At 36.3% G+C, this 12,762-nt stretch carries 10 protein-coding genes and 1 tRNA gene; 8 read left to right on the top strand and 3 right to left on the bottom strand.

What is annotated here, in order from left to right; translation table 11 throughout:
• The first annotated feature begins 105 nt into the window (after positions 1 to 105).
• Complete coding sequence (locus DFQ05_RS06825; RefSeq protein WP_073083249.1) at positions 106 to 402, top strand: thioredoxin family protein; 297 nt, start codon at positions 106 to 108, stop codon at positions 400 to 402.
• Here DFQ05_RS06825 and DFQ05_RS06820 read toward each other — a convergent pair.
• Positions 387 to 1,064, bottom strand: coding sequence for a polysaccharide deacetylase family protein (locus DFQ05_RS06820; protein WP_132704649.1), 678 nt, complete (start codon positions 1,062 to 1,064; stop codon positions 387 to 389). The two genes, DFQ05_RS06825 and DFQ05_RS06820, sit on opposite strands and share 16 nt — an antisense overlap.
• On the bottom strand, positions 1,065 to 4,499 hold the full coding sequence (locus DFQ05_RS06815; protein ID WP_132705100.1) for a glycosyltransferase family 117 protein: 3,435 nt from the start codon (positions 4,497 to 4,499) through the stop codon (positions 1,065 to 1,067).
• A 152-nt stretch (positions 4,500 to 4,651) separates the two neighbouring features.
• Between DFQ05_RS06815 and DFQ05_RS06810 the strand changes: the two genes are divergently transcribed.
• From DFQ05_RS06810 to DFQ05_RS06785, 6 genes are all read left to right on the top strand, one after another.
• A tRNA-Gln gene (locus DFQ05_RS06810) sits at positions 4,652 to 4,724 on the top strand.
• Positions 4,725 to 4,933: 209 nt separating this feature from the next.
• Positions 4,934 to 5,398 carry a ribosome assembly cofactor RimP gene (rimP, locus tag DFQ05_RS06805; protein WP_132704648.1) on the top strand — a complete coding sequence of 155 codons (465 nt, stop codon included), beginning with the start codon at positions 4,934 to 4,936 and terminating at the stop codon, positions 5,396 to 5,398.
• 11 nt (positions 5,399 to 5,409) lie between these two features.
• Positions 5,410 to 6,642 carry a transcription termination factor NusA gene (nusA, locus tag DFQ05_RS06800; protein ID WP_132704647.1) on the top strand — a complete coding sequence of 411 codons (1,233 nt, stop codon included), beginning with the start codon at positions 5,410 to 5,412 and terminating at the stop codon, positions 6,640 to 6,642.
• A gap of 61 nt (positions 6,643 to 6,703) precedes the next feature.
• Positions 6,704 to 9,418, top strand: a complete 2,715-nt coding sequence (infB, locus tag DFQ05_RS06795) for a translation initiation factor IF-2 (RefSeq protein ID WP_132704646.1) — start codon at positions 6,704 to 6,706, stop codon at positions 9,416 to 9,418.
• Between the two features lie 99 nt (positions 9,419 to 9,517).
• Positions 9,518 to 10,102: a phage tail protein gene (locus DFQ05_RS06790; protein WP_132704645.1), complete on the top strand. Its 585-nt coding sequence runs from the start codon at positions 9,518 to 9,520 to the stop codon at positions 10,100 to 10,102.
• Between the two features lie 6 nt (positions 10,103 to 10,108).
• Positions 10,109 to 10,798: a T9SS type A sorting domain-containing protein gene (locus DFQ05_RS06785; RefSeq protein WP_132704644.1), complete on the top strand. Its 690-nt coding sequence runs from the start codon at positions 10,109 to 10,111 to the stop codon at positions 10,796 to 10,798.
• A gap of 55 nt (positions 10,799 to 10,853) precedes the next feature.
• On the opposite strand, the gene DFQ05_RS06780 is transcribed toward DFQ05_RS06785, so the two are convergent.
• Positions 10,854 to 11,231, bottom strand: a complete 378-nt coding sequence (locus tag DFQ05_RS06780) for an SPOR domain-containing protein (protein ID WP_132704643.1) — start codon at positions 11,229 to 11,231, stop codon at positions 10,854 to 10,856.
• A gap of 214 nt (positions 11,232 to 11,445) precedes the next feature.
• On the opposite strand from DFQ05_RS06780, the gene DFQ05_RS06775 reads away from it, so the two are divergent.
• On the top strand, positions 11,446 to 12,741 hold the full coding sequence (locus tag DFQ05_RS06775) for a c-type cytochrome (RefSeq protein ID WP_132704642.1): 1,296 nt from the start codon (positions 11,446 to 11,448) through the stop codon (positions 12,739 to 12,741).
• Positions 12,742 to 12,762 lie beyond the last annotated feature (21 nt).

Below are 12,762 nucleotides of genomic sequence, written 5' to 3'. Positions count from 1 at the left end.
TTATAAAAGCATCAAACTGAAAGTGATACGCATACTCATTTAAAGTATAGTATAAAAAAAATGCTTAAGTTTGATGTAAATATCTCTGACTAAAACAGTAACGATATGTCAAAATTTGGAGAGCTTATAGATGTAGACAAACCAGTTCTACTAGACTTCTTCACAGAGTGGAACGAGCAATCTACCGCAATGCATCCTGTACTTCGAGATGTAGCCGCAGCTCTAGGCGATAAAGCGCGCGTTATCAAAATAGATGTTGATAAAAACCAAGAATTAGCCGAAGCATTGCGTGTTAAAGGCTTACCAACACTTATTATTTACAAAAATGGCGAAATGAAATGGCGCCATAGCGGCGAGCAAGATGCCAATACCTTGATTGGTATTATTCAGGAGTATGTGTAATCGAGTGCTTTGAACTCAAACCCTCTTTCGCTATAATATTCTAAAACCTTAGGTAAGACTGCTTTCAAATTCCGTGAAGCTTTTACGCTATCATGCATTACAATAATGCTTCCGTTTTTAGCTGAGTTAATTATATTATTTAAGCATTCTTGTTCTGATACTTTTACGTCCCAGTCAAAAGACAATACATCCCACATAACTATTTTATAACCTAGTTTTTGAAGTTGTTTAGCCTGCTTAGTTTTAAACTTTCCATAAGGAGGACGAAACAATTTTGATTTTCCTTCTTCTATCACACTGAGCGCAGTCGAAGAGCTTTGTTTCGACATAACCGCTTCGCATTTAAGAGCATCTAAAATATAATCTTTCGTTTTATGCTTCCAACCTTTAAGGTGGTTATAGGTATGATTACCGATAGCATGACTTTCAGCTGTAATAGATTCAAAAATATCAGGATGTTTTTCAATATTTGCACCAATACAAAAGAAAGTCGCTTTGGCATTGTGCTGTTTTAATGTGTCCAATACCCATGGTGTAATTTCGGGTGTTGGTCCGTCATCAAACGTGAGATATAAATCTTGTTTGCTAGAATCTATAGTCCAAATAAAATTTGGAAATAGAGATTTTACAAATCCTGGTGTTTTAGCAGGAATGAGTTGCATTTAGTTTGTGCTATCGTTCTCTGTGGACGGGATTTTTTTTATCGTATCATTTGCTGTTTCGCCATCTTTCAAAATATCTAAAATATCTGCTTCGGGCTCTTCGGTTAAGGTATCTTCTCCCATAAGTGGCGCAAAAAGTTCTAAATATTCATTAAAACGTTTGGTTTGTTCTAAAGCAAAATCTCTTTCATCATACATAACCAGGGCATCTACTAACGAGCGATATTTTTGGATATCGGTAAAAATCTCGTCTATAATATCCTTTTGTGTTTCGATGTCTTGACCACTGTAATACACTAAACTTTCTTGATATTTCTTGGCAACATCCAAGAAAAGTGTTCTTGCCTTTTCGGTTTTACCAACTTCAAAATAAGCAGAAATGTATGGCTCTAAAAGCGTGTAATAGCCGTATGTGTCAACTGGCATTTTTTCCATGGCTAAATCAGCCATTTCTTCTGCCTTATCTAATTGCTTTTCGTCGATTAATGCTTCTATAAGTCGCGCGATATTTCCGCGGTAGGTAATCCCGTTTTTACGAGTTTCTACATCGTGATAGATGTCTTCACCGCTGCCACCCCAGTCCCATTTTTTAACCAAGTCATACATTAATTCTGGGTCAACACGACCCATATCAAAAGGATTTGCTTTATCAACAGGTGTTTTTATTGGCACCAACTTGTAACATAAACCGTCTAGCTGGAGGTAGTCTTTCATCCAGATATAATCTTCGTCTGCAAAGGCACCACCGCTAAAGTAAATTGGGCGTTCCCAATTGTTATTGGCAATGATATCTAGCATAAGAAGTCGGTTTTTATAAACAGCGCTTCCTGATATTTTAATATCAAGATGCGGTTCTATTTTATCGGCATCTTTAGGTTTTACGAGGCCATTTTTTAACACAGTTTCCTTATTTACAGGTATTCTAATATTACGGGTTGGGTAATAATTAGAATTTAAGAAATACGTTGGATAGCCTACTGGGTCATCGCCTTGAGATTTTACCAAGTGTCTAATTTTACTTTTAGGACCATCACCGCTTACAAACGTCATGAAGTCTTTGATGTTTAAAGTATCTTTAGCGATACGCTCGTTTATTTCACGATAAAATGTATAATCTCTAGTGCCATCACGATATTGTTTGTGTGTTAATTGTGAAGGAATAGGGTCGCTAGAGTAGGCCTTTCGTTTCATTTGGTCTATATACCATGCGGTTTGAAATAGACTTGTATTTACCACACGCACATCGCGACGCACACCTTCTATTTCTTGCAAGTACCACAACGGAAAAGAATCATTATCTCCTATGGTAAACAAGATAGCGTTTGGTGCGCAGGATTCTAGATATTTTCTGGCCATGGCGTTAGCGGTATATTTTCCAGAACGGTCATGGTCATCCCAATTGTTAGCAGCCAAAACTCCAGGTACGGCAATAAGACAAACTAAAGTTATAGCAGTAATAGGTGCGATACTTTTCTTTGCTTGCTTGCTTAAAAGGTCGTATAAGGCATAAACGCCAAATCCAATCCATATAGCAAAAACATAAAACGAACCAACTACAGAATAGTCTCGTTCACGAGGCTCAAAAGGTCTAATATTTGTGTAAAATTGAATAGCCAAACCAGTAAGTAAGAAAAATACCAGAAGTACCCACCAACGCTTTTTATCTACGCTGAGCAAGAAGAAAAAGCCTATTAAACCAAGTATTAGAGGTAAAAAGTAATAGGTATTGCGACCCTTGTTATTTTCCACATCACTAGGCAGATTATCTTGATTTAAGCCTAAGTGTAGCTCATCAATAAAATCGATACCTGAAATCCAATTACCATTAAAGTCGTCATATTTTCCTTGAATATCGTTTTGTCTTCCAGTAAAATTCCACATAAAATAACGCCAATACATATATCCAAACTGATACTGAAACATGTACATAATATTATCTAACATGGATGGTTTCTCTACATCAAACCATGATTGCGCATTTTCTTTTAAGAAATTATGGTAATCTTCGTAATCTACTTTTCCTTGAGCAATAGCCAGTCTAAACTGACTTACCATTTGATTAATTTGTTGCATTTGGTAGCTAGCTCTTACGCTTGCTTCTTCTTCGGGATAACCAGCGCTTAAGTAGCTTTCGTAAATATCGGTTCCTAGAGTAGGTTTTACCTTAAAATCAATTAATCCGGTGAACATCATGTAATTTTCTGCATGTTCTGTGCTCCACATTCTTGGCAACAGCGATGCGTGTTCCGAATTATAGTTTTGCTTGGCATTCTTCCAATCGTTAATAATATCGTACGTCCCCGTTTCTTCATTTCTCTCATAGTTCTTTTTATCATCTACAAACGGTTCGTCCTTGTCTTGACCAGAATATAATTCAGTAAACTGAGGACCATAAAATAAATGGGTTTCTGGATATTGTTCTAAATTATAATAGGCAAGTAATTCTCTAGCGTCAGAAGGGTCATTTTCATTAATAATAACATGCGCATTTGCTCTAATAGGCAACATCATCCAAGACGAAAAACCAATAAAAATAAATAGCAAACAAAGCGTTAGTGTATTGGCATGGATGTGACCTTTCTTACGCGTATAATTCAAACCATAATAGAATGCAGCTATGACAATAATACCAGCGATTATAGTTCCCGAGTGAAATGGTAAACCAAAAGAATTAACTATGGTAACCTCCATCCAACCGAAGAAACGTAACGTATTTGGAAGCAGTAATTTAAAGATGAACAGTAGGATTGCAGCAGAAATAATATTAGCTAAAATGAAATTCTGAACTGTTATGGTCTTGTAGTTTTTAAAATAGTAAATAAGTCCAATTGCTGGAATAGTTAATAAGCCCATAAAGTGAACACCAAAAGATAAGCCAATTACAAAAGCAATAAGTATTAACCAACGATTACCTCTTGGTTTGTGCATTTCGGCTTCCCAACGTAAAGCGAGATAAAATAAAATTGCCATTATTAGTGTTGCCATCGCGTAAACCTCAGTTTCTACCGCATTAAACCAAAATGAGTCTGTAAATGTAAAAGCTAAACTTCCAACCAATGCACTTCCAAGGATTGCAAGGCCTTTACTTTTTTGGTCCTTTTCAGAATCGTATTTAACCATTTTACGAAGTAAAATAGTAACCGTCCAAAACATAAAGAGAATCGTAAACGCACTAGAAACTGCACTCATCATATTTAGAAGTGCTCCAATTTGCGAAGGCTCCAAAGTAAAAATAGAGAAAAAAGCACCCAGCATCTGAAATAATGGTGCTCCTGGAGGATGACCAACTTGTAGTTTGGACGAGGTTAAAATATACTCTCCAGCGTCCCAGTAACTTACTGTTGGTTCTATAGTTAATGCGTAGGTTATGGCGGCAACAGTAAATACAAACCATCCTAAAATGGTGTTCCACTTTTTAAAGTTGAAATTGGTCATAAAAACAAAGTCTTTTGATGCTGGCGAATTTACTAATAAATACAACACAGCCAATGTTTTTAAGCAAACGTTAAGTATTAGTAATTATTTTTTCATATTTTTTTTGCGCAAGTAAAACTTTGTTATAAATTTGCGCTCTCGTTTAATAACGATGGCCCATGGTGTAACTGGCAACACGTCTGGTTTTGGTCCAGAAGAGTCTAGGTTCGAGCCCTAGTGGGCCAACATAATTTAAAACCTCTATTGAAAAGTAGAGGTTTTTTTATTAGGAAAGTAAATAGTTCAATAATTGTTGCATCTGCTATTATGGTTGAATTTTCAGAATAATAGAGCTAAAACGCCTTGCAAAACTCGATATATATTGTATATTTGCACCACTGTTTAAGGAAATGAAGAATATGAGGGGACGAAAAGTCCCCTCTTTTTATACTAATATGTTAAAGCAAAAAGCAGAAAAGCTACTACAAGAAGCACTTGACGAGCGTCAGGATTTATTTCTTATTGATATGTCTGTTGGTTCGGATAACGCAATAAAAGTAGTAATTGATGGTGATAATGGCGTGCTGGTCGAAGACTGTATGTATATAAGCCGGGCCATAGAACATAATTTAGATAGAGAAGAAGAAGATTTTTCTTTAGAAGTTTTATCGGCAGGAGCAGCATCACCACTAACATTGCCAAGACAGTACAAGAAAAATGTTGGTCGTACGCTAGAGGTAAAGACTAAAGACGACAAAAAAATAGAAGGTAAACTAGAAGCCGCAGACAGTAATGCTATTCAATTAAAATGGAAAGCACGCGAGCCAAAACCAGTTGGAAAAGGAAAAGTGACGGTTACCAAAGAGGCAACCATTGCATTAGAAGATATAAAAGAAGCAAAAGTTATAATTAAATTTTAAGTCCTGTTACTATGGAAAATTTAGCGTTAATTGAATCATTTTCAGACTTTAAAGATGATAAATTAATAGACAGAGTTACGCTAATGGCGATTCTAGAAGATGTATTGCGTAATGCATTGAAAAAGAAATATGGAGATGATGACAACTTCGATATTATTATTAATCCAGACAAAGGCGACTTAGAGATTTGGAGAAATAGAATTGTTGTCGCAGACGGTGAAGTTGAAGACCCAAATCAAGAAATTGAACTATCAGAAGCTCAAAAAATTGAGCCAGATTTCGAAGTTGGTGAAGACGTAGCTGAGGAAGTTAAGCTTTTTGAGCTAGGTAGACGTTCAATTTTAGCACTTAAGCAAAATTTAATTTCTAAAATTCACGAACACGACAACACCAATATATACAAGCAATTTAAAGAACTCGAAGGAGAGATTTATTCAGCCGAGGTTCATCATATACGCCACAGAGCAATTATCTTATTAGATGATGATGGTAACGAGATTATCTTACCAAAAGACAAGCAAATTCCATCAGACTTTTTCCGCAAAGGAGAGAATGTTAGAGGTGTAATAGAAAGTGTTGAGCTTAAAGGAAGTAAACCCGCAATAATAATGTCTAGGACATCACCTCTATTTTTAGAGAAATTATTCGAGCAAGAAATTCCTGAGGTTTTTGATGGCTTAATAACAGTAAGAAACGTAGTGCGCATTCCTGGAGAGAAGGCAAAAGTAGCTGTAGATTCTTACGACGACAGAATAGATCCAGTGGGTGCCTGTGTTGGTATTAAAGGTTCTAGAATTCATGGTATCGTTAGAGAATTGGGTAATGAAAATATAGATGTTATTAATTATACTAATAATATTCAACTATTTATTACACGAGCACTTAGCCCGGCTAGAGTAACGTCGTTAAAATTAGACGAAGAAAATATGCGTGCAGAGGTGTTGCTAAAACCAGAAGAAGTGTCTAAAGCCATTGGTCGCGGCGGCCATAATATTAGATTGGCTAGTAAATTAACAGGCTACGAAATAGATGTCTTTAGAGAAGGTGCAGAAGAAGATGTAGAATTAAGCGAATTCTCTGATGAAATCGATGAATGGATTATACAAGAATTTAGTAAGGCTGGTTTAGATACTGCAAAAAGTATTTTAGAACAGGACCTTGGTGACTTGGTAAAACGTACCGATTTAGAAGAAGAAACAATATCAGAAGTTATTAGAATTCTAAAAGAAGAATTCGAAGACTAAAACTATCAATTTTTGCAAATCAATTGGTAAACTATATATTTAGGATTATATAAAAGCATTTATGGCTCAAATTAGAATTAATAAAGTACTTAGGGAATTAAATATCTCTTTAGATCGTGCTGTGGATTTTCTAGAATCCAAGGGTATCGAAATAGAGAAAAGTCCTAATACAAAAATCTCTCAGGATGTTTATGATACATTGGCTGATGAATTTCAGACGGATGCAACTAAACGCGAGAAAGCACAAGAAGTAAGCGAGGCAAAACAGAAAGAAAAAGAAGCGCTGAGAGAAAAAAGAGAGCGTGAGCTCGAAGAAAAAGCTAAAGAAGAAGCGGAAAGAGAAACCGTTTTAAAAGCTAAGGCAGAACTTTCTGGCCCAAAACAAGTAGGTAAAATCGATTTAGATGGTAACAAACCTAATGTCGAAACGCCTAAGAAAGAAGAGCCAAAAGCCGAAGTACCAAAAGAAGTTAAAGAAACAACTTCTAAAAAGACCACGGCCAAAGCTGAAACTAAGAAAGAGGACGCTCCTGTTAAAGCAGAAGCCCCAAAAGAAGAGCCAAAAGCTAAAAAAGAAGATGCTCCTAAAAAATCTGAAACTACTTCTGAGCCAGTAGATGAAAAGATTAAGACGCAGTACCAAAAGCTTAGTGGTCCAAATATTACAGGGAAGAAAATTGATTTAACTCAATTTAATAAACCTAAAAAGAAAAAAGAAGACAAAGCAAAAGATGGCGATGCTACCAATAAGCGCAAGCGTAGAAGAATTAGTAAGCCAGGAGATAACGGTAAGTCAAACTTCTCGAACGATAGAAAAGGTAATTTTAAAGGACGTGGCAATAACAGACCTAAAGTCGTAAAAGAAGAACCTAGCGAAGAAGATGTACAAAAACAAATCCGTGAGACTCTAGAAAAATTACAAGGTAAAAGCAATAAAGGAAAAGGTGCAAAGTACCGTCGAGAAAAAAGGGATCAGCATAGAGAGCAAACCGAAAAAGAATTACAAGCAGAAGCGGCAGAAAGTAAAACGCTTAAAGTAACAGAATTTGTTACCGTAAGTGAAGTTGCTACAATGATGGACGTTGGCGTAACCCAAGTAATTTCTGCATGTATGTCTCTTGGTATGATGGTAACCATGAATCAGCGTCTCGATGCCGAAACGTTAAGTATCGTTGCCGAAGAGTTTGGATATGATGTCGAATTCGTTACAGCCGATATCGAGGAGTCTATCGAAGAAGTAGAGGATAATCCAGAAGATTTAAAACCACGTGCACCAATTGTTACGGTTATGGGTCACGTAGATCACGGTAAAACTTCGCTTTTAGATTATATCCGTGAAGAAAATGTAATCGCAGGAGAGTCAGGAGGTATCACACAACATATTGGTGCATACGGTGTAACTTTAGAAAACGGACAAAAAATAGCATTCTTAGATACACCTGGTCACGAGGCCTTTACAGCGATGCGTGCTCGTGGTGCTCAAGTTACAGACATTGCGATTATTGTTGCAGCTGCGGACGATGACATTATGCCGCAAACAAAAGAAGCAATTTCTCACGCACAAGCAGCAGGTGTTCCTATTGTTTTCGCGATAAATAAGATTGATAAGCCTGATGCAAATCCTGATAAGATTAAAGAAGGTTTAGCCAACATGAATCTCTTGGTAGAAGATTGGGGAGGAAAAATTCAATCTCACGATATATCTGCAAAGTTTGGTACAGGTGTAAAAGAATTATTAGAAAAAGTACTTCTAGAAGCAGAATTATTAGAACTTAAGGCTAACCCAAATAAACTTGCTAGCGGAACAGTAGTAGAAGCATACTTAGACAAAGGTCGAGGTTATGTGTCAACAATTTTAGTACAAGCAGGTACATTAAAAATTGGAGATTACGTTTTAGCAGGAAAAAATAGCGGTAAGGTCAAGGCAATGCACGATGAGCGTGGTAAGGAAATTAAAGAAGCCGGACCATCAACGCCAGTATCTATTTTAGGTTTAGATGGAGCGCCACAAGCGGGTGATAAATTTAATGTATTTGAAGACGAGCGCGAAGCAAAACAAATTGCAACAAAACGTACGCAATTACAACGTGAGCAATCGGTTAGAACACAGCGTCATATTACACTTGATGAAATCGGAAGACGTATAGCACTTGGTGATTTCCAAGAGTTGAATATTATACTAAAAGGTGATGTAGATGGTTCAGTTGAAGCTTTAACAGATTCGTTCCAGAAATTATCTACAGAAGAAATTCAAGTAAATATCATCCACAAGGGTGTTGGTGCAATAACAGAAAGTGACGTGTTGCTAGCAACAGCTTCGGATGCGATTATTATAGGATTTAATGTTCGTCCTATGGGTAACGCACGTCAGATTGCTGATAAAGAAGAAATCGATATCAGAACTTACTCTATTATCTACGATGCCATAAATGACCTTAAAGATGCAATGGAAGGCATGTTGTCTCCAGAGCTTAAAGAAGAGATTACTGGTACAGCAGAGATTAGAGAAATTTTTAAGGTATCTAAAATCGGAAGTATTGCAGGATGTATGGTAACAAGTGGTAAGATTTATAGAAATTCGGGTATCCGATTAATTCGTGATGGTGTTGTAATTTACACAGGCGAATTAGCATCTTTAAAACGATTTAAAGATGATGTTAAAGAAGTGTCTAAAGGTTACGATTGCGGTATGCAGATTAAAAACTACAACGACATTAAAGAAGGTGATATAATTGAAGCCTTCCAAGAAGTAGAGGTTAAGAAAAAACTGAAATAGTTTATGTAGTTAATATTTAGCTAAAGCGCTTCTTGTAAAAGAGGTGCTTTTTTTATTAACTTTATCAATCTTATTAGTTAAAATTTAAATCTATAAATTATGAAAAAAACTATTACGTTTTTATTATTAGCAGTTTTATTCTCTTCTATAAATCCATTAAATGCTCAAGAGGCCTATCTTGGAGATATTAAACTTACGGCCATAACTTTTGAACAACAAGGTTGGATGACCTGCGACGGGCGTTTACTACCAATTGCTCAGTATCAGGCATTATTTGCATTGTTAGGAACTACTTATGGTGGTGATGGGCAAACAACATTCGCTCTTCCTGATCTTAGGGGTAGAGTACCTGTAGGAATAGGTACAGGTCCAGGTTTACCTCCTGTTAATTTAGGAGAAACTGGAGGAACAAATTCTAATACACTATCTGTTGCTCAGTTACCAGCTCACAGCCATTCTGTAACAGCTGTGGCGGAAGATGGCACATCATCTTCCCCTGCAAACAATTATCCAGCTCAGACCAAAACTCTAGATCCAGAATATTCTACTGGTGGTACTGCAATCACAATGAATACCAACATGATTGGGAATACAGGTAATGGTCAGCCTGTAGAAAATAGACAGCCATATCTTGGTTTAAGATACGTGATTTGCATACAAGGTATTTTTCCTTCTCAAAACTAGTAAGATATGAAACTTAGTGATTATTTTAGAATAGTTTTGTTGTTATTGATTTTTAGTGGATTAGGTTTTTCACAACAAATTACATTTAACGCATGTAACTCATTAATCGATACAGAAGACTATCATTTTGAGCAAGTTAGCTTTGCCAACGATAGAAATAGTTTTGTTACAGTTTCTGACCCTATGTTGGGTTCCCGAGACTGTAGTGGTATAGGATTTTGTAAATTAAAAATCGAATGGAGCACCGCAAATATGCGTTGGGAAATTTTAGCTGATGACGGAAACGATAACTTTATCAACACCTATCTGTTATATTATAACGACGAAGCATCGCTACCGAATCCTCCAAGTTTATCGCTTGGCACATGGGTTGAGGCAACTGCAATAACACAGTCTTTATGTGGGCAAATTGTTACTTTAGAGGGTGCTGTACAAAATTCTGTACTAAGCACGGATAACTTTAGCCAACAAGATAGATTATCTGTGTTTCCAAATCCTGTTAGCCAAATGTTGTATCTAGAGGGTAATGCATTAAATATGGATTATTCAGTTGCGCTTTACGATGTCATGGGCAAACAAGTTTTTACTAAAAGAAACATACACGCCATTAATGTGTCTAAATACAGACGCGGTGTTTATTTTTTAAAAGTGAAGACAGCGAATATAGAACTAAATAAAAAGATACTTATTCAATAAAAAAAGGCGGGATTAAATTAAAAATCCCGCCTTTTTCAATTTCTGATTTAGTCTTTTAATCTTTCTTAGGCTGAAAGATAAAAGCATTCATATAGTTTTTCTTGATTCTAAGAAGCGCGCGATCAGCTTCAAGACGGTCTCTAAAATTACCTACCCAAATTTTGTAGTTCGGCGTATTAAAGACCATTTCTGTAGGCCATTCTCCGTATGTGCTTTGAAATTCAGACTTCACTTTTTCTGCCTGAAAAGAACTGCTTCCGCTATACACTTGAATTTTAAAGAGGTCAACTGTTTTTATGTCTTTTTTAAACTCTAAAAGTTTTTCTATGGCTTTTGGTTGGTCTATCGTAACTGTACCTTCTTGTGCGTTGATTAATGCAGGAATTAATCCAAACATTAAAAAAGCTATCAGTTTTATATTCAATTTTTTCATAGTCAAATAAATTATTTTACAAAGTTATATTTTCTTAACGTATTCAAGGGATATATTCTTATTTAGAATGTTTATAAATTAGATATTATGACTTATCTAACATTTCTAAAATCGACTTTATACCTTATTTTTGCATGAGTTTTTAGAAACATGATTTTTATCATAATTATTGAAAAAATCGTACCAAATTTTAGAAGATAATTCAATTACACATATGAAACACGTTATCTACCGTAATTTAACCTCAAGCATTCTTCGTTTAGGTTTCATATTATTACTTACGTTTTCAACTACCATTTTGGCCCAAGACGGTGATCCAGCAAACGGAAAATCTTTATTTAACGCTCAGTGTGCTGCTTGTCATAAACTAGACAGAAAGATGACAGGTCCTGCATTACGTAACGTGGAAGCTAGACTTTACGAAGAAGAAGGATTAGATAGAGAGTGGTTAAATAAGTGGATACGAAACAGTTCTGCGCTTATCAAAGCAGGTGACCCGTATGCTGTTAAGATTTGGAACGAGTACAACCAAACAGCAATGAATGCGTTTCCTACGTTAAGCGACCAGGATATTTCAGATATTTTAGCGTACACAGCCGAACCACCGCCAGCACCTGTTGTTGTTGATGAAAATCCTATTGGTGGCGGAGCGGGCACTACTGATTCAACTTCAAACTCAATCATCTTAGGAGCACTAGCCTTATTATTTGGTTTATTGGCCTTAGCTTTAGTTTTAGTTAATCGTACATTAAAGCGTTTTGCAGACGCAAAAGGTATAGAGGTTCCGGTAGAAGAACAGCGCATTCCAATCTGGAAAGCATTTGTAAAAAATCAATTCTTGGTTCTAGTCACGTCAATAGTATTGTTATTGGCAAGTGGTTATTTTGTTTATGGTTACTTAATGCAAGTTGGTGTAGACCAAGGCTACGAGCCAGTACAGCCAATCCACTATTCTCACAGAATACATGCAGGAGACAATAAGATAGATTGTAAATACTGCCACTCTTCAGCTAGAGTAAGTAAGCATTCAGGAATCCCATCACTTAACGTTTGTATGAACTGTCATAAGAACATTGCGCAGGTGGCTCCAGAGACTTACGCAGAAGGGCAAGAGTATGGTGTAGATTACAATGCCGAAATTCAAAAGCTATATAAAGCCGTTGGTTGGGATGAAGAAGCCCAAGCATACACTGGCGAAACAAGTCCTGTTAAATGGATACGCATCCATAACTTACCAGACTTTGCTTATTTTAATCACTCGCAGCACGTTTCTGTTGCAGGTTTAGAATGTCAAACATGTCATGGTCCTGTTGAGGAGATGGAAATTATGTACCAATACTCATCGCTAACAATGGGTTGGTGTATCAATTGCCACAGAGAGACAAATGTAAAAGTTAAAGACAACGCATACTATACAAAAATCCACGAGCAATTATCTAAAAAATATGGAGTGGAGCAGTTAACTGCAGCGCAGATGGGCGGATTAGAATGTGGTAAGTGTCATTATTAATAATAAGAAGTAACTCACAAT

This window comes from Winogradskyella wandonensis (assembly GCF_004346845.1).
Lineage (GTDB): Bacteria > Bacteroidota > Bacteroidia > Flavobacteriales > Flavobacteriaceae > Winogradskyella > Winogradskyella wandonensis.
Note: the sequence above shows the minus strand (reverse complement) of the source record. Positions and strands in the feature narration are given on the sequence as shown.

Bases quoted from the DNA above. Each gene is read 5' to 3' on its own strand.
- DFQ05_RS06825 (WP_073083249.1), top strand. From the start codon at position 106: ATGTCAAAATTTGGAGAGCTTATAGATGTAGACAAACCAGTTCTACTA.
- DFQ05_RS06820 (WP_132704649.1), bottom strand. From the start codon at position 1,064: ATGCAACTCATTCCTGCTAAAACACCAGGATTTGTAAAATCTCTATTT.
- DFQ05_RS06815 (WP_132705100.1), bottom strand. From the start codon at position 4,499: ATGACCAATTTCAACTTTAAAAAGTGGAACACCATTTTAGGATGGTTT.
- rimP (WP_132704648.1), top strand. From the start codon at position 4,934: ATGTTAAAGCAAAAAGCAGAAAAGCTACTACAAGAAGCACTTGACGAG.
- nusA (WP_132704647.1), top strand. From the start codon at position 5,410: ATGGAAAATTTAGCGTTAATTGAATCATTTTCAGACTTTAAAGATGAT.
- infB (WP_132704646.1), top strand. From the start codon at position 6,704: ATGGCTCAAATTAGAATTAATAAAGTACTTAGGGAATTAAATATCTCT.
- DFQ05_RS06790 (WP_132704645.1), top strand. From the start codon at position 9,518: ATGAAAAAAACTATTACGTTTTTATTATTAGCAGTTTTATTCTCTTCT.
- DFQ05_RS06785 (WP_132704644.1), top strand. From the start codon at position 10,109: ATGAAACTTAGTGATTATTTTAGAATAGTTTTGTTGTTATTGATTTTT.
- DFQ05_RS06780 (WP_132704643.1), bottom strand. From the start codon at position 11,231: ATGAAAAAATTGAATATAAAACTGATAGCTTTTTTAATGTTTGGATTA.
- DFQ05_RS06775 (WP_132704642.1), top strand. From the start codon at position 11,446: ATGAAACACGTTATCTACCGTAATTTAACCTCAAGCATTCTTCGTTTA.